Origin of the sequence: Actinoplanes palleronii, from assembly GCF_016862315.1 — a bacterium.
Taxonomy (GTDB): domain Bacteria; phylum Actinomycetota; class Actinomycetes; order Mycobacteriales; family Micromonosporaceae; genus Actinoplanes; species Actinoplanes palleronii.
Genome location: NZ_BOMS01000026.1, coordinates 131,905 through 149,430 on the forward strand (window position 1 = coordinate 131,905; position 17,526 = coordinate 149,430).

Annotated in this window: 9 protein-coding genes; 4 read left to right on the forward strand and 5 right to left on the reverse strand. The window is 71.8% G+C overall.

Annotation, left to right across the window (positions count from 1 at the left end; genetic code table 11):
* Window positions 1-26: 26 nt before the first annotated feature.
* Window positions 27-2,228: an aminotransferase class III-fold pyridoxal phosphate-dependent enzyme gene (locus tag Apa02nite_RS10490; protein WP_239164231.1), complete on the forward strand. Its 2,202-nt coding sequence runs from the start codon at window positions 27-29 to the stop codon at window positions 2,226-2,228.
* The gene (locus Apa02nite_RS10495) at window positions 2,228-3,820 is read left to right on the forward strand and encodes a xylulokinase (RefSeq protein ID WP_203824868.1); all 1,593 of its coding nucleotides are present in this window, start codon (window positions 2,228-2,230) and stop codon (window positions 3,818-3,820) included. Before Apa02nite_RS10490 ends, Apa02nite_RS10495 begins: the two co-directional genes overlap by 1 nt.
* Before the next feature lie 44 nt (window positions 3,821-3,864).
* On the opposite strand, the gene Apa02nite_RS10500 is transcribed toward Apa02nite_RS10495, so the two are convergent.
* Window positions 3,865-6,717, reverse strand: a complete 2,853-nt coding sequence (locus tag Apa02nite_RS10500) for a DEAD/DEAH box helicase (RefSeq protein WP_203824869.1) — start codon at window positions 6,715-6,717, stop codon at window positions 3,865-3,867.
* 270 nt (window positions 6,718-6,987) lie between these two features.
* On the opposite strand from Apa02nite_RS10500, the gene Apa02nite_RS10505 reads away from it, so the two are divergent.
* Window positions 6,988-7,914, forward strand: a complete 927-nt coding sequence (locus Apa02nite_RS10505) for an RpnC/YadD family protein (RefSeq protein WP_203824870.1) — start codon at window positions 6,988-6,990, stop codon at window positions 7,912-7,914.
* 9 nt (window positions 7,915-7,923) lie between these two features.
* Here the strand turns inward: Apa02nite_RS10505 and Apa02nite_RS10510 are convergent, their stop codons facing one another.
* The 4 genes from Apa02nite_RS10510 to Apa02nite_RS10525 are packed head-to-tail and all read right to left on the reverse strand — an operon-like array spanning window position 7,924 to window position 11,603.
* The gene (locus tag Apa02nite_RS10510) at window positions 7,924-8,517 is read right to left on the reverse strand and encodes a GTP-binding protein (protein ID WP_203824871.1); all 594 of its coding nucleotides are present in this window, start codon (window positions 8,515-8,517) and stop codon (window positions 7,924-7,926) included.
* The gene (locus tag Apa02nite_RS10515) at window positions 8,501-8,833 is read right to left on the reverse strand and encodes a DUF742 domain-containing protein (RefSeq protein WP_067699686.1); all 333 of its coding nucleotides are present in this window, start codon (window positions 8,831-8,833) and stop codon (window positions 8,501-8,503) included. The genes Apa02nite_RS10510 and Apa02nite_RS10515 overlap by 17 nt, the downstream gene beginning before the upstream one ends.
* Window positions 8,830-9,255 carry a roadblock/LC7 domain-containing protein gene (locus Apa02nite_RS10520; protein ID WP_203824872.1) on the reverse strand — a complete coding sequence of 142 codons (426 nt, stop codon included), beginning with the start codon at window positions 9,253-9,255 and terminating at the stop codon, window positions 8,830-8,832. Before Apa02nite_RS10520 ends, Apa02nite_RS10515 begins: the two co-directional genes overlap by 4 nt.
* Complete coding sequence (locus tag Apa02nite_RS10525) at window positions 9,252-11,603, reverse strand: sensor histidine kinase (protein ID WP_203824873.1); 2,352 nt, start codon at window positions 11,601-11,603, stop codon at window positions 9,252-9,254. Before Apa02nite_RS10525 ends, Apa02nite_RS10520 begins: the two co-directional genes overlap by 4 nt.
* Window positions 11,604-11,949: 346 nt before the next feature.
* Between Apa02nite_RS10525 and Apa02nite_RS10530 the strand changes: the two genes are divergently transcribed.
* Entirely contained in the window at window positions 11,950-17,406 is a 5,457-nt protein-coding gene (locus tag Apa02nite_RS10530; protein WP_203824874.1) for an ATP-binding protein, read from the forward strand.
* Window positions 17,407-17,526: the final 120 nt, after the last annotated feature.

Here is a 17,526-nt window from a genome sequence, read left to right on the forward strand (position 1 = left end):
GATCGGATCCGCTCGTGAAGCATCGGATGTCTCGTCAGCACGTGGTCGACATGTGCCGGACCATGCTCGACCGCGGCTACCTGAAGGCCACCGAGGGCAACGTCTCGGTCCGCGTGCCGGGCCACCAGCTCTACGCCGTCACGCCGAGCAACTACGACTACGACAAGATGCGCGTCGAGGACGTCTGCATCGTCGACTTCCAGGGCAAGCACGTGCCGGACGTCGGCGGGGCGGGCGGGCTGGTGCCGTCGATCGAGTGCGGGATGCACGCGAACGTCTACCGCGAACGCCCGGACGTCAACGCGATCGTGCACACCCACCAGCCGTACGCGTCGGCGCTGGCGTTCCTGCGCAAGCCGATCCCGGCACTGACCGACGAGCAGGTGCGCTTCCTCGGCAAAGAGGTCGCGATCATCGACTACGCGCCGTCCGGTACCGGCTTCCTCGCCAAGAACGTGCAGAAGAAGGTGGTGAGCGGGGACAACGCGTTCATCATCGCCAACCACGGTGTGGTGGCGCTGGGCACCGACCCGTCCCGCGCGGTGTTCAACATGGCGCTGCTGGAGAAGGTGTCGATCGCCTACCTGATGGCGCTGACCAGCGAGGCCGGCAAGGTCTACACGATCCCGGCGACGATCCGCGAGATCGCGTTCAGCAAGCTGAAGAAGGACGAGAAGCGGATCGCCTCGCAGATCGTCGACGCGGTGGAGCCGGTGCGGGTGCCCGAGGACGAGGAGCTCCCCAGCGTCGCCACGAAGGCGGACATCGCCGAAGCTGCGACCAGCGGCTACATGATCAGTGAGTACCTGGACGTCGACGACACCATGCGCCGGCTCAAGGCGCTGGTCTCCCAGCCGATCCGCGGGCTGCGCCACGACGCGCTGCTGGACGTGCTGAACTACTTCGACACCAAGTGCACCGCCAGCCGGGAGATCACCGAGCGGGCCAAGCTGCGGATCCCCGGCGGGGTGCAGCACAACCTGGCGTTCAACTACCCGTTCCCGCTCGCCGTCGACCGGGCGCACGGCGCGTACCTGACCGACCGGGACGGCAACGTCTACATCGACTTCCTGCAGGCCGGCGGGCCGACCATCCTGGGCAGCAACTACGGCCCGGTGAACGAGCAGGTGGCCGCGGTGATCGCGGAGTCCGGGCCGGTCACCGGCCTGTTCCACGAGTACGAGCTGAAGCTCGCCGAGATCATCAACCAGCACATGCCGCACATCGAGATGTACCGGTCGCTGGGCTCCGGCACCGAGGCCGTGATGGCGGCGGTCCGCGCGGCCCGCGCGAAGACCGGCAAGAAGATGGTGATCAAGGTCGGCGGGGCGTACCACGGCTGGTCGGACACCGTCGTCTACGGCCTGCGGGTGCCCGGCAGCTTCCGGATGAACGCCAAGGGCATCCCGTGGGGCGCCACCGGGCGGACCCGTGAGGCGTTCCCGCACGACCTCGGCACCCTCAAGCGCAAGCTGATCGAGAACCGGGTGCGGGGTGGCACCGCCGCGGTCATCGTCGAGCCGTTCGGCCCGGAGTCCGGCACCCGGCCGGTGCCGAAGGACTTCAACGCGGCCGTCCGCAAGCTCTGCGACGAGTTCGGCGCGATGCTGATCTTCGACGAGGTGGTGACCGGGTTCCGGACCGGGATGGGCGGCGCGGCCGGCTACTTCGGGGTGAAACCCGACCTGACCGTGTTCGGCAAGGCCGTCTCGGGTGGCTACCCGATGGCCGGCGGGGTCGGCGGCAGCGCCGAGGTGATGAGCGTGTTCGGCTCCGGGCTGGACGGCAAGAGCGGCGCGCACATCCAGGTCGGCGGCACCCTCTCGGCGAACCCGCTGTCCTGCGCGGCCGGGTACTTCGCGATCCAGGAGATGGCCCGGACCAACGCGCCGGTGCTGGCCGGCCGCGCCGGGGACCGGCTCACCCGCGGGCTGCAGAAGCTGCTCGACAAGTACGGGCTGCCGTACGTGGCGTACAACCAGGGCTCGATCGTGCACCTGGAGTGCAGCGGCGTGATGCTGCTCGACATGCGCAACCCGATCAAGCTGTTCAAGGAGAACAAGGCGCGCAAGACGCTGATGGAGCAGATGGGCGCGGCGTACGCGGCGCACGGCATCATCACCCTCGCCGGTTCCCGGATGTATACCTCGATGGCCGACACCGACGAGGTCATCGACGACGCCCTCACCCGGTTCGACCAGGTCTTCGCCCAGGTCGAGGGAGTCTAGTGCCGACGCCGCCGCAGGTGCTCGCGATCGACCTGGGCACCTCCGGGATGAAGGCCGCCCTGGTCGCCGCGGACGGCACGGTCACCGGGTGGGCCGAACGCCCGGTGCCGCTGCGGGTGCTGCCCGGCGGTGGCGCCGAACAGGACCCGGTCGCCTGGTGGGACGCGCTCGCCGAGGTCGTCGCCGACCTCGGGCGGGACTTCCCCGACCACCTGCGCGCGGTGACGACGATCTGCTCCTCGACACAGGGCGAGGGCACCATCGCGGTGGACACCGCCGGAGAACCGCTCACCCAGTGCATCAGCTGGCTGGACATGCGCGGGGCGGCTCACCTGCGGCGGCAGTTCGGGGGCTTCCCCTCGTACGATGGAATCTCGATCTTGAAAATCGCACGGTGGCTGCGGTTGACCGGTGGGATGCCGTCGGTGACCGGGAAGGATCCGGCCGCGCACATGCTCTTCGTGCGCGACGAGATGCCCGAGGTGTACGCGCGGACCGCGACGTTCCTGAACGTCCTGGACTGGATCAACCTGAAGCTCACCGGCCGGACGGTCGCGACCGTCGACTCGATCCTCACCTCCTGGGTCACCGACAACCGCACGGCGACCGACATCCGGTACGCCCCGTCCCTGGTCGCCGCGAGCGGGATCGACCGGGACAAGTTCCCGCCGATCGTGAAATGCACCGAGGTGATCGGCACGCTCGCCCCCAGCGCCGCCGATCACCTCGGTCTGCCCACGTCCGTCCAGGTGGTGGCCGGCGCGATCGACAACACCGCGGCCGCGATCGGGGCCGGTACGGTCCGCGACAACGAACCGCACCTCTACCTGGGCACGTCGTCCTGGATCGCGGCGCACGTGCCGGCCAAGAAGACCGACGTGACCAGCGGCATCGCGTCCATCCCGTGCGCGCTGCCGGACCGTTACCTGATGACCGCGCTGCAGGCCACCGCGGGCGCGAACCTCACCTGGCTCCGCGACAAGATCGTCGAGTACGACGACCCGCTGCTCTCCGCCGGCCACATCAGCCGCGACGAGGGCACCATCTTCGACGCCTTCGACAAGATCATCCCGTCGGTGCCGGCCGGCGCGGACGGCGTGCTCTACATGCCCTGGCTCTACGGCGAACGCGCACCGGTCGACGACCCGCACCTGCGGGCCGGGTTCCTGAACATCTCGCTCGAGACGACCCGGTCGGATCTGCTGCGGGCGGTGTTCGAGGGTGTCGCGCTGAACACCCGCTGGATGGCGAAGGCGGTGGACCGCTTCCTCGGCGCGCCGGTGACGTCACTGGTGATCACCGGCGGGGCCGCGCGGTCCAACTCGTGGTGCCAGATCTTCGCGGACGTGCTCGGCATCGAGATCCGGCGGGACGCGGATCCGGTGGTGGTCAACGCCCGGGGCGCCGGGTGGATCGGCGCGGTCGGCGCCGGAATGATCGATTTCGCGGACATCTCCGCCCTGGCGAGGAACAACCACGTGTTCGAGCCGGGCCCGGACCACGCAGTTTATGACGAGATTTATCCGATTTATACGGACCTGCACCAACAGCTGACCCCGATCTACAAACGGCTGAACCGGGCCGCCGGCTGACCGCCGCCGGGCGGGGCGGGGTTCAGCGGTGGGCGGGGCGGGGTTCAGCGGTGGGCGGCGATCTCCAGGGCCGCCCGGCGCACGTCGCCGTGCCAGCGGCTCGGGAACGCGTCCACCAGCCGCCACCCGGCGCGGTGCAGCGCACCCTGCCGCTCCAGATGCGCGGCCGGGCCGTCCGGGTGGACCGCGCAGAACACTCCGACCGCGTCCGGCGCCGGCCCCGCGCACAGGTCGAGCACCCACGGCCCGACGGTGTAACCCGGCCGGACCGGCACCCCCAACCGGCCGAGTTCCGCGGCGAGGCTCGCCGCCCAGCCGGACGTCGCGGTTTCCGGCTGGGTGTCAGGGGTGTCTCCGGGGCCCGGAGACACCCCTGACGACCAGCCGGGGACCGCGACCGGACCGTCCCCGTGCGCGAGCGGGTGCCCCGCATACCCGAGATAGTCGCCGAGCAGGCCGTCCGGGCCGGTCAGGGAGCTGAGCATGATGAGCCGGCGGCGGGCTCGGGTGACCATCACGGTGAACAACTGTGGGTCGGTGACGAAGCGGCGGCGGCTCGGGGAGTCCGCGTCGACCAGGCCGAGCGAGACCACCACCGCGTCCGCCTCGCTGCCCTGGAACGCGTGCACCGTGCCGACCCGCAGCCGCAGCTCCTCGATCCGCTCCGCCGGGACCGCCGCGACCAGGGCCGCCTCCAGGGCCTCGGCCTGCGCGCGGAACGGGCTGATCACGCCGATCCCCCGGTACCCGGCCGCGGCCAGCTCCTCGACGGCCCGCAACGCCGCCGCCACCTCGGCCTCGTTCACGCCCTTGACCAGCGCGGACGCCGGGACATGGAGCACGTCGATGGCGTCGGTGGCGTCGGCGAGCGGGGTGCGGGTCATCACCGATACCTTGCCGGCGTAGAACCGCCGCGCCGGGAAGTCGATCAGGTGCGGGACGCTGCGGTGATGCTCGGCCAGCCAGGTCACCGGGGCGGCCGCGGTGGCCAGGTCGTAGGTGCTGACCCGCCGGACGTCGAGCCGTTCGTCGGCGCCGTGCCGGTCCAGGACCTGGGTCACGTCGACGTCGCTGACGAACGACACGAACCGCAGCTGCCGCGGGTCGCCGACGATCAGCGCGCGCCGGGCCCGGGCCAGCACCGGAGCGGCCCGGATCTGGTCCACGTGCGAGGCCTCGTCGATCACCACGAGGTCGAACAGGCCGGGTTCCGGTGGCAGCAGGTCCTCGACGTCGGCGACCGTGCCGATCCACAGCGGCAGCGCGCGGACCAGGGGTGCGGCGTCCATCCGGGCGAGCAGTTCGCGGCGCCGGTTGCGGCCCGCCCGCAGTGCGGTGGCCAGGGCTCCGGCCGCGCGCCGGGCGTCACGGTCCCAGCGTTCCGCGCTGCCCGCGGCGTTCCGCACCGCGACACCGGCGGCCGTCCGCAGCTCACTCTCCGCGTCGTGCAGGGCCGACCAGCGGGCGGCCAGGTCGGTGCCGCCGGTCGCGGCGAGGTGGGCGGCGGCACGCTGCGCGGTGGCCGCGGCGAGAGCTTCGATCAACGTCTTTTCCGGTACGTCCGGAGCCGCGCCCAGCACCCGATACGCCCGGCGCCGAGCCGCCCGGGCACGCCGCCCCGCCCACCACCCGCCCAGCGCCGCAGCGAGCCCCGCGCCGTCCACCCCGTCCCCCGGCCCACCGTCGGAACCGTCGGGACTCACAGCGGCGCTTGCCAGCAGGGTGCGGACCGCTGCCAGGTCGACGGCGTCGTCGAACGCGCCCGGGACCTCGGCCGCCAGCTCCGCGAGGAACGGCTCATACCCCGGGAGCTCCGCCGCGTGCCCCTCCCGCTCCAGGTCATCCGTGATCCGGGCGCTCTCCCCGCGTACCCCATCGGCAGCGGCCTGGAGCGCCGCATGACCGGAACGGATGACGCCTGCCTCGACCCCCTGATCCGCGCCTGCGGTGAGGTCGGCCTCGAGCCCGGCGCGGCCGCTCGCGTCGCCGAACAGCACCGGCGGCGGACCCGGATAGCGCGCCAGCAGCCCGGCGAGCACCTCCGCCGCGTGCGGCGACTGCGTCGCCACAAGCACCGAACCGCCCCGGGCGACCACCTCGAGCGCCGCCGCGACCACCGTGTGGCTCTTGCCGCTGCCCGGTGGCCCGGAGACCACGGTGACCGGTGCTGATCGCGCCCGGACCACCACCCGGGCCTGCGCGGCGGTCAGCGGCAGCGGGGAGAGCGCCGGCTCGGGATCCTCGGCGCCGGGAGCGGACGGTGAGCCGTAGACGGCGGTGAGCGCGGTCCCGGTCAGGTCCCGACCGGCCCAGCTGCGCAGGCTGTCGGCGAGGCCGACGCCGAACACGTCCCGGACCACGAACAGCGCCGGCGCCGCGACCAGCGCCAGCCCGTCCGCCGGGATCCGCTGCTTCGCGCCGATCGTGGCGCCGGCGGTGAACCCGGTGGCGTCGGCGACCGACCGCAGCCAGGCGCCGCTGCCGATCGCTTCGAGCCAGCCGGGAGTGGCCAGGCCGGGCGCCGACTCGAACGCGGCGGCCAGTTCCCGGTCCTCGACCAGCGGGGTGACCTCGACGTCGCCGGCCGGGACGACCTTGTACCCCAGCAGCGAGCGTTCCAGGTGCACCGGCTGGCTGAGCAGCGGCACCCGCACCTTGCGCGGTTTGCCGTCGACCTCCACCCGGCCGGCCAGGAAGCCCCAGCCGCGGTGCAGGATCCGCTCCTCGCGGTGCAGCGCGTCCAGGGCGGCCAGCCGCTCGACGGCAGCCTGGCGCGGCGCCTTCTCCGCGGTCTCCAGCCAGACCAGCGGCTGCGAGCCCCGGGTCACGTCCAGGGTCCGCTCGGCGGCGGCCGGGGCCAGCTCGGCAAGCACGGCGAGTACGGTCCGCGGCAGCATCGGATGCGAGGTTACCGGGCCGGACCACACCGGCCGGGCTCAACCGTGGCGCGCACGCTGCCGGGTCCAGCCGATCAGGCCCTCGACGAGCCGGGCGCAGGCGGCCGCGCCCGCCGGGTCCCCGGCCCGCGGTCGTCAGCAGCGCGCCGGCCTCGTGCAGGCCCCCGAGCAGACGATGTAACGCCACGGGGCCGCGCCTTCACAGCGCGGCAGTTCCGGGGATCACGGGCCCACTTGTCACGGGTGCCTGGTCGTACGTACAGTGGTCTCATGTCACCCACCTCGCACGAAAGTGGCGACATGCCGGGCAGTGCTGACACCAGCCACGCCGGCCCGGCACGGACCCGGGAAGCCGCCCGGGACTACGACGGCCTTTACAAGGCGTTACTGGCGGCGCACCCCCAGGACGCGCTACGACTGCTGTGCCAGGTCGAGGCCGACGATCGCGCCGTGATCGTCGACGGGCCGACCGAGCAGACCCGGCAGCGCAGCATGCAGCGCGACAAGGTATTCATCGTCTCCCGGCCGGACGGCCACGTCGACGTGCATCACATCGAAGTACAGGTGAAACGGACCGATGACTTCCAGGTACGGATGGTGGCGTACTGGGCGGGACTGGCAGGCAAATACGACGAGCCCGGTCACCGCATCCACCAGACCGTGGTGTGGCCGGTCGGCGGCGGCTACCCCGGCTCCTTCCAACGGGACCGCCTGAGCCTGGAATACCACTCGGTGAACGTCCCTGACGACCTCGACCCGGAGGCGCTGCTGGGGAGTCCGCTCGCCCCGCTCGTGCTGTGGTCGAGCCGCCGGCCGACCGATTTCGCCGACCGGATCGCCGGGCGGATCGGCGAGCTGCCGAGCCGCGAGCAACAGTTGGTTCTCGTCGACCTTTGTATGCTGGCCGAACAGGGTCTCGCAGCTCAGGTCGTGACGGCGTTGAGGAGCAGAGGAATGGGCAACGTTCTCGAAGGAACGGACATCGGCCGCGAGATCGCTCAGAAGAACCTGAAGCGAGGCCGCGAAGAAGGACTCGAACAGGGCCTGGTGCGCTCGATGCGGCTGATGCTGCAGAACCGGTTCGGCGACTTCCCCGGCCTTGACGAGCTGGCGAGCAAACTCGTGGCCGACGACCACGACGCCAACGTTGCGAAGGTCGTCAGCGGCGCTCCCCTGGAAGAACTCCAGCAGCCCTGACCACGATGTCTAGTGGACGGTCGCGCGTTCCAGGCGCTGGGTGAGGACGCGTTCGGTCAGCGAGACCAGGACCAGCTTGACCGAGTCGCGGCGGCGGGCGTCGCACTCCACCAGGGGCAGTTCGAGGTCCAGGCCGAGCGCCTCGCGGATCTCGGTGTGCTCGAAGCGGCGCGCCCCGTCAAACGTGTTCACGCCGATGATGAACGGGATGTCGTGGTCCTCGAAGTAGTCGATGGCCGGGAAGCAGTCCTCGATCCGCCGCGTGTCGACCAGCACGATCGCGCCGAGCGCCCCGTCGACCAGGTCGTCCCAGAGGAACGCGAACCGGTCCTGCCCGGGCGTGCCGAACAGGTAGAGCAGCAGCGCGTCGTCGAGCGTGATCCGGCCGAAGTCGAGCGCGACGGTGGTCGTGGTCTTGCCGGAGACCCCGGACGTGTCGTCGATGCCGATCGACTTCTCGGTCATCTCGGCCTCGGTGACCAGCGGTTCGATCTCGGAGACCGCGCCGACGAACGTGGTCTTGCCGACACCGAAACCGCCGCTGATCACGATCTTGACGGCGACCGGCGCCGGCGCCGTGAGTGTTTCAGAGCGCCCGAACACGATCCCGGATCCTTTCGATCAGTGCGAAGGACAATTCGGCAGGCGCGTCCTCGACGAGGACGTACCCCTCGGTGACCAGGTCACCGACGATCACCCGGACCACGCCCAGCGGCACGGTCAGCGCCGACGCCAGGTCGGCGATCGACTTCGGCGTCTGGCACAGCTCGACGATCCGGCGCGATTCGAACCGCAGCGGCGCGGAGAGCGCGGCCCGGGACGCGTGCAGCTGGGTCTCGATCCGCAGGCCGTCGCGCATCGGCTCGGTCCGCCCGTTGGTGATCATGAAGGGGCGGACGATCGGATCCGGTTCGTTCATCGCGGCAGGCTCTGCCGGGACTCGGCGATCAGCGCGGGGGTCAGCAGGTCACCGAACCGCTCGGCGAGCTTGGCGATCTCGTAGCCGACCAGTCCCGGGTCGCTGTCGCCGCCGGCCATCACGCCCAGGCAGCTGCCGCCCGGGATCACCGAGATGATCAGGAAGCCCCGGCGCATCTCGATCATGATGAGTTTGAGGCCGTCGAACTCGTACCGGCGCGACGCGGTGCGGGCCAGGCTGGCCATGCTGGACACGATCGCGGCGAGCTGGTCCGCCTCGGCCCGGCTCAGCCCGTCCGACCCGGCGATCAGCAGCCCGTCCGAGGAGACCGCCACGGCGTCGCGGACACCGTCGGTCTGGTGGACGAAGTTGCCCAGCATCCAGTTGAACTGGTGCCGGTCGGCGGGCGCTTCCACGCTCATCGGTTCTCCTCGGAGGATGCTGCGAAGGGTGCTTCGGCGCCGCGTTGGACGCCCTTGCGGAAGGCGGTCAGGCGGTCCCGGACCGCGTCGGGCGAGTCGGCGACCTCGACGGTCGGCTCGGGGCGGCCGCCCCGATCGATCCGCACGGTCTGCTCGAGACGGCCGTCCCGCGAGGTGGTCGCGGCGCCAGGTTCGGGTCGGCGAGCCCGGGGGATGCGTTTGCGCAACCCGTTCGTCGTACGGTCGGCCTCGGACGGCCCGGAGCCGAAATCGGCCTCCAGCCCTACCGCGGACCCGTTGAGTGCCGGAACCGGGACCGGCGGACGTTCGGTGACCACCACGTAGTCGACCTCGAGCGCCCGCGGCCGGATGCGTACCGGATCGCCGGTGCGCGGCTGCTCGAACCGCGCGTCCGGCGCGGGCCGTCCGGGGGCCGGGCCGAGCGAGGCCGGTGCGGGCGGCGCCGGGTCGAGCGGGGCGGGCTCGGCCATCAACCCGGCCGGCAGGCTGATCCGGGCGGTCACCCCGGTCACCGGTGACGGGGTGAGCCGCACCTGGACGTCCATCTCGGCGGCGAGCCGGCCGACCACGTAGTGGCCCAGGAACCGGGACGGGCCGGTCATGAAGTCGCCGTCGCCGCACAGCCGCCGGTTGGCCTGTGCCAGGTCCTCGTCGTTCATCCCGACGCCCTGGTCGCAGACCGCGATCAGGTAGCCGTCGCCCATCCGCCGTCCGTGAATCTCGACCTCGACGTCCGGCGGGGAGAAGGTCAGTCCGTTCTCGATCAGCTCGGCAAGCATGTGGGCCAGGCCGCTGGCGATCGCGCCGTGCACCTGCGCCTCGTCCAGCCGGCGCAGCACCACCCGGCGGTACTCCTCCACCTCGGACACCGCGGCCCGGATCACGTCGGTCAGCGGCAGCGGGCCGGGCCACTGGCGCGGGCTGGCCGCGCCGACCAGGACCAGCAGGCTCTCCGCGTTGCGGCGCATCCGGGTGGCCAGGTGGTCGAGCTCGAACAGGTTCGCCAAGCCGTTCGGGTTGGACTCCTCGCGCTCCAGCCGGGTGATGAAGCCGAGCTGGCGGCGCAGCAGGTTCTGGTTGCGCCGGCCCAGGTCGGCCATCGACTCGGCGGCCGTGCGGCGCAGCTGCGCCTGCTCGGTGGCGAGGGCGTACGCGGTGCTGCGCACCCGGTCGAAGGCATCGGCCACCCGGCGCACCTCGGCGCTCGCCCCGCGGGACACCGGCAGCGGCTCGGGCGGCCCGGTGTCCTCGCCGGCCGCGGCCCGGCGGACCGCCTCGGGCAGCCGTTCGCCGGCCAGCCGGTCGGCCTCGCCGGCCAGCCCGGCCAGCGGTTCGGCCAGCGACCGGCTCGCCGCGATCGCCAGGTAGGCCGAACCGGCCAGGCAGAGCAGGACCACCGCGGACAGCAGCTCCAGCCGCAGCGTGGCCCGGTCCTGCAGGTGCTGTGCCCGGACCAGGGTGGACTCGCCGATCCGCTGGCCCAGCGCGGTCATGTCGTCGAGCGTGGTGGCCACCGCGGTCCACCAGGATCCGCTGTCGGCCAGCAGGCTCTGCCGGTCGCCGGCGCTCAGCGCGGCCCGTTCCACGGCGCGGGCCTGCTGGGCGGCGCCGGAGGCCACCACCGTCGCCATCGCCGCGCGCCCGGCGTCGTCGGCGAACTCGCCGAACTCGCCGAGCGACAGGTCCCGGGACGCGACGATGTTCAGCAGCTCGGAGAACTCGCCGGTCTGGAAGCCGCCGGCGCTGATCACGCCGTCCAGGAAGACCCACTCCTGCGCGGTCGCCTCCTTGACCTCGGTCAGCATCTCCAGCGACTCGGCGCCGCGGCGCAGCTCCAGGTCCTCGACGATCTCCAGGTGCCGGGTGTCGTCGGTGAGGTCCTCGATCAGTCCGGTGTAGAGGTCGAACGTCTCGTCGCGCTCGGCCCGGCCGGCGTCGGCGCTGGTGCGCACGGCGGCGAGCTGGTCCAGGGTGGCCAGCGACTCCGCGGCCTCCCCGCCGAACGCGTCGCCGGCGGCCAGCGCGGTGCGCACCTCGGCCCGCCGGGTGTCGACCCGCTGGCGGGCCGGTGCGATCCGGGACCGGAAGCCGGTGTTGCCGCCGAGCACCGCGACGGTCAGGCCGCGCTCGTTCTGCAGCTCCTGGACCAGGCTCTGCAGGGCGAGGATCACGGTGATCCGGCGTTCGGTCGCGGACGCGTTGCGGTACCGGGTGATCTCGCCGGTGTAGATCACCGAGAGCATCACCACCATCGCCGCGAGGGGCAGAGCCAGCATCCGTACGACACGGCTGCGGATCGTGTGGTCGCGCCGGGTCCTGCGCCACATACCGGGGTCTCCTTGCCGTGGGTGGTCGGCTGCCGCCGTTCCGTAGCCGTCGCCCAGAATTGGCGTCGGTCAACTCCCGGTCAACACCCTGATCGAGGGACACGGATGTCAGATGGCCGCTGGGCTCGGACGCTGTGATGTGCAAATTGCACGATCGGCCCCGAACGGGGGAGGCGTGAAGGTGGAGATCTATTCACGTTGATGTCGCCGGGGCCTCTGAGTTACCGATCAGTAGCACTGGCCGGTAACCCGGAGATGCATCGGGAGCTGGGCGGTTGCCGCTGATTCGCCCTTACCACCTGTAGTCTCCTGGCGAATGTTTTTGCCGAGGTAAGGGCTCGATCGGGTGTTCAAACGAATCGCCATCGTCAACCGTGGTGAGGCCGCGATGCGGCTCATCCATGCCGTCCGGGAGCTCGCCGCGGAGACCGGCGTGCCCGTCGAGACCGTCGCGCTGTTCACCGACGTCGACCGGACCGCCACCTTCGTCCGCGAGGCAGACATCGCGTACGACCTGGGGCCGGCCGCGTCGCGGCCGTATCTGGACCTGAAGCTGCTGGAGCACGCGCTGGTCGAGACCGGGGCCGACGCGGCCTGGGTCGGCTGGGGCTTCGTCGCCGAGGATCCGGCGTTCGCGGAGCTGTGCGACCGCATCGGGATCACGTTCATCGGGCCCAGCGCGGACGCCATGCGCCAGCTCGGTGACAAGATCGGCTCGAAGCTGATCGCCGAGGAGGTCGGTGTCCCGGTCGCGGCCTGGAGCCGCGGCCCGGTCGAGACCCTGGAGGCCGCGCTCGCCGCGGCCGAGCGGATCGGCTACCCGCTGATGCTGAAGGCGACCGCCGGTGGCGGTGGCCGCGGCATCCGCAAGGTCGGCTCGGCCGAGGAGCTGACCGACGCCTACGAGCGGACCAGCCAGGAGGCGGCCCGCGCGTTCGGCTCCGGCGTCGTGTTCCTGGAGCGCCTGGTCACCGGCGCCCGGCACGTCGAGGTCCAGGTGATCGCGGACGGTCAGGGCACCGCCTGGGCGATCGGCGTCCGGGACTGCTCGGTGCAGCGGCGCAACCAGAAGGTGATCGAGGAGTCGGCCTCACCGGTGATGTCGCCGGAGCGGGCCGCCGAGCTCAAGGCGTCCGCCGAGCGGCTCGCGATCAAGGTCGGCTACCGCGGCGCGGCGACCGTCGAGTTCCTCTACCACCCCGGTGAGGACCTCCTCGCGTTCCTCGAGGTCAACACGCGGCTGCAGGTCGAGCACCCGATCACCGAGTACGTGACCGGCATCGACCTGGTCAAGGCGCAGCTGCACGTCGCCGCCGGCCACCGACTGGAGGGCGAGCGGCCGGTCGAGCGCGGGCACGCCATCGAGGCGCGGCTCAACGCCGAGGACCCGGACCGCGACTTCGCACCCTCCCCCGGCAAGATCGTCCGGCTCACCTTCCCGGCCGGCCCGGGCATCCGCGTCGACACCGGCGTGAGCGAGGGCGACACCATCCCGGGTGACTTCGACTCGATGATCGCCAAGGTGATCGCGTACGGGAAGGACCGGGACGAGGCGCTCGGCCGGCTGCGCCGGGCGATGTCCGAGACCACCGTCGTGATCCAGGGCGGAGCCACCAACAAGAGCTTCGTGCTGGACCTGCTGGACCAGCCCGAGGTGATCGACGGCAGCGCCGACACCGGCTGGATCGACCGCGTGCGCGGCGAGGGCCGGCTGGTCTCCGACCGGCACTCCGGGATCGCCCTGGCCGCGGCCGCCATCGAGGCGTACGAGGACGAGGAGCGGGTCGAGGAGCAGCGCCTGCTCTCCACCGCGTTCGGCGGCCGGCCGCAGGTGCGCCACGAGAGCGGGGCGCCGCTCGACCTGAAGCTGCGCGGCTCGTCGTACCGGGTGCGGGTCGCCCGGGTCGGCGCGCACCGCTTCCGGGTCGGCATCGAGGCCGGCGACGATGTCCGCCTGGCCGACGTGACGCTGGAACGCTTCGACGAGCACAGCGGCCGGATCATGGTCAACGGCGCGCGGCACAAGCTGCTCACCGGCTCGCACGGCGCGATCACCCTGGTCGAGGTCGACGGGGTCACCCACCGGGTCAGCCGGGACGAGGGCGGCGTGCTGCGCTCGCCGATGCCCGCGCTGGTGGTGGCCACCCCGATCGAGGCCGGCGCCGAGGTCGAGGCCGGCGCGCCGGTCCTGGTCCTCGAGGCCATGAAGATGGAGGCGGTGCTGCGCGCGCCGTTCCGGGCCCGGGTCAAGGAGGTGCTGGTCGCGGTCGGCGGCAAGGTCGACGCCGGTGCCGCCCTGCTGCGCCTGGAGCCGATCGCCGGCGACGAGGCCGAACCGGCCGCCGCCGACACCGGGATCGACGTCGACCTGCCCGCCGCACCGGCGACCCTGCCGGCCCGGCAGCGCGCCGCCCGCGGCAACGAGGACCTGCGCAGCCTGCTGCTCGGTTTCGACGTCGACCCGCACGACGAGCGCCGGGTGCTCGACGACTACCTGGCCGCCCGCCGCGCCGCCACCGAGGAGGGGCACCGGCCGCTGGACCGGGAGATCGCCCTGATCGAGCTGTTCGCCGACCTGGCCGAGCTGAGCCGCAACCGGCCGGCCGGCGAGGAGCCCGGCGACACCCACGTGCACAGCGCGCGGGAGTTCTTCCACTCGTACCTGCAGAGCCTGGACGTGGAGCGGGCCGCGCTGCCGGCCTCGTTCCAGACCAAGCTGTCCAAGGCACTCGGCCACTACGGCGTCACCGAGCTGGAGCGCACGCCCGACCTCGAGGCCGCGGTGTTCCGGATCTTCCTGGCCCAGCAGCGGTCCACCGCCGACGCCGCGGTGATCGCCACGCTGCTGCGGTCCTGGCTGCAGGAGCCGCCGCCGGACGCGACCCTGCACGAGCCGGCCGGCCTCGCCCTGGAACGGCTGGTCGCCGCGACCCAGGTGCGTTTCCCCGCGGTCGCCGACCTGGCCCGCGGCGTGGTGTTCACCTGGTTCGGCCAGCCGCTGCTGCGCCGCAACCGGGCCCGGGTGTACGCGGAGATCCGCAAGCACCTGCGCCACCTGGACGAGTTCCCGCAGGCCGCCGACCGGGCCGACCGGATCGCCGAGATGGTCCGCAGCACCGAGCCGCTGGTCCGGCTGCTCGGCCAGCGCCTGGTCCGCCACAACCTGGACAACTCGGTCCTGCTCGAGGTGCTGACCCGCCGCTACTACGGCAACAAGGGCCTGAGCGGGGTGCACACGGTCACCTCCGAGGGCTTCTCGTTCACCGTCGCCGAGCGGGACGGCTCGCTGGTGGTCTCGGCCGCGGAGAGCTTCGAGAAGCTGTCCGGCACCCTGGCCGGCCTGGCCGCGCTCGCCACCCACGACGGCGCCGTCGACGCCGACATCTACCTCGCCTGGGAGGGCCAGCCGGCCGACCCGGAGGAGATGGCCACCGCGCTGCACGAGGTGATCGGCCGGCACCCGATGCCCGGCCGGATCCGGCGCCTCACCGCGACGGTCGCCGGGCGCAGCGGCGCGGTCATGCACCACCACTTCACGTTCCGGCCGTCCACCACCGGGATGGAGGAGGAGCGGCTGATCCGGGGGCTGCACCCGTACATCGCGCAGCGGATGCAGCTCGAACGGCTCCGCAAGTTCGACCTGACCCGGCTGCCGTCCGCGGACGAGGAGATCTACCTCTTCCAGTGCGTGGCGCGGGAGAACCCGGGCGACGACCGGCTCGTGGCGTTCGCCCAGATCCGGGACCTCACCGAGCTGCGCGAGCAGGACGGCCGGCTGGTCGCGCTGCCGACCACCGAGGACACCATCGCGACCTGCCTGGACGGGATCCGGCGGGCACAGTCGCGGCGCTCCTCGGACAAGCGGTTCAACACCAACCGCATCGTCATCTACGTATGGCCGGAGCTGGGCCTGACGTACAACGAGATGGAGATGATCGCCCGCCGGGTGTCGCCGACCACGGCCGGCGCCGGGCTCGAGGAGATCCTGTTCATCGCGCGGCGGCGCGACGAGGCCACCGGCGAGCTGGTCAAGGTGAACGTGCGGATCACGTTCAGTGCGACCGGCGGCACCGAGCTGATCATCGGTGAGCCGAACGAGGAGCCGGTCGAGCCGCTGGACGGCTACCGGCAGAAGGTGCTCCGGGCGAGCAGCCGGAACACCGTTTATCCGTACGAGCTGACCGAGTTCCTGGGCGCCTTCGACGAGTACGACCTCGACGAGCAGCACGTGCTGACGCCGGTCGACCGGCCGAAGGGCAAGAACTCCGCGGCCCTGGTCGCCGGCGTGATCCGCACGGTCACCGCGCGGCACCCCGACGGGATCAGCCGGGTGCTGCTGCTCGGCGACCCGACCAAGTCGCTGGGCGCGCTGTCCGAGGCCGAGTGCCGCCGGGTCATCGCCGCCCTGGACCTGGCCACGTCGCTGGGTGTCCCGCTGGAGTGGTACGCGCTGTCGTCCGGCGCCCGGATCTCGATGACCTCGGGCACCGAGAACATGGACTGGGTGGCCGCCGCGCTGAAGCGGATCGTCGAGTTCACCCAGGCCGGCGGTGAGATCAACATCGTGGTCGCGGGCATCAACGTGGGCGCCCAGCCGTACTGGAACGCCGAAGCGACGATGCTCATGCACACCAAGGGTGTCCTGATCATGACGCCGGACTCGGCGATGGTGCTGACCGGCAAGCAGTCGCTGGACTTCTCCGGCGGCGTGTCGGCCGAGGACAACTTCGGCATCGGCGGCTACGACCGGGTGATGGGCGGAAACGGACAGGCGCAGTACTGGGCGCCGAACCTGATGGCCGCCCGGGACGTGCTCATGGCGCACTACGAGCACACCTACGTGGTGCCGGGTGAGGCCGGCCCGCGGCCCGCGGTCACCGCCGACCCGATCGACCGGGACGTCTCCGACTTCCCGCACACCGTCGACGGCAGCGACTTCAGCACGGTCGGGCAGATCTTCTCGGCCACGCACAACCCCGACCGCAAGAAGCCCTTCGACATCCGTACGGTCATGCGCGCCCTCACCGACCAGGACCACGCCGTCCTGGAGCGCTGGGCCGGGATGGCCGACGCGGAGACCGCCGTCGTGCAGGACGCCCACCTGGGCGGCATGCCGGTGTGCCTGCTCGGCATCGAGTCCCGCTCGGTGCCGCGCCGGGGCTTCCCGCCCACCGACGGCCCGGACACCTACACCGCGGGCACGCTGTTCCCGCGCTCGTCGAAGAAGGCGGCCCGGGCGATCAACGCGGCCAGCGGCAACCGCCCGCTGGTCGTGCTGGCCAACCTGTCCGGCTTCGACGGCTCCCCGGAGTCGATGCGCAAACTGCAGCTGGAGTACGGCGCCGAGATCGGCCGGGCCATCGTCAACTTCGACGGCCCGATCGTCTTCTGCGTGATCTCCCGCTACCACGGCGGCGCGTTCGTGGTCTTCTCCAAGGCGCTCAACCCGAACATGACCGTGCTGGCCCTGGAGGGCTCGTTCGCGTCGGTGCTCGGCGGGGCGCCGGCCGCGGCCGTGGTCTTCACCGGTGACGTCAACCGGCGGACCGCGGCCGACCTGCGGGTCCGCGAGCTGGAGGCCCGGGTGGCCGCGGCGACCGGCGCGGACCGCAGCTCGCTCGCCGCCGAGCTGGACGAGCTGCGCACGTCGGTGCGGGCCGAGAAGCTCGGTGAGGTGGCGACCGAGTTCGACAAGGTGCACAGCATCCAGCGCGCCGTCGAGGTCGGTTCGGTCGACGCGGTGATCAAGGCCGCCGAGCTGCGGCCGCGGATCATCGCGGCGATCACGGCGCGCCGCGGCTGACAGGTGATTTTTTGGGGGATCCCGTCCGGTGGGCGGGATCCCCTAAAAATGTCGGTGCCCACTGGCACAATCCGCCTCACGTTTCGGCGAGAGGGTGGGTCATGGGCTGGGTGTCGGCAG

Coding starts and splice junctions, on each gene's coding strand:
- Apa02nite_RS10500 (WP_203824869.1), bottom strand. CDS start 6,717: ATGCTGCCGCGGACCGTACTCGCCGTGCTTGCCGAGCTGGCCCCGGCC.
- Apa02nite_RS10490 (WP_239164231.1), top strand. CDS start 27: ATGTCTCGTCAGCACGTGGTCGACATGTGCCGGACCATGCTCGACCGC.
- Apa02nite_RS10515 (WP_067699686.1), bottom strand. CDS start 8,833: ATGAACGAACCGGATCCGATCGTCCGCCCCTTCATGATCACCAACGGG.
- Apa02nite_RS10505 (WP_203824870.1), top strand. CDS start 6,988: ATGTCACCCACCTCGCACGAAAGTGGCGACATGCCGGGCAGTGCTGAC.
- Apa02nite_RS10520 (WP_203824872.1), bottom strand. CDS start 9,255: ATGAGCGTGGAAGCGCCCGCCGACCGGCACCAGTTCAACTGGATGCTG.
- Apa02nite_RS10525 (WP_203824873.1), bottom strand. CDS start 11,603: ATGTGGCGCAGGACCCGGCGCGACCACACGATCCGCAGCCGTGTCGTA.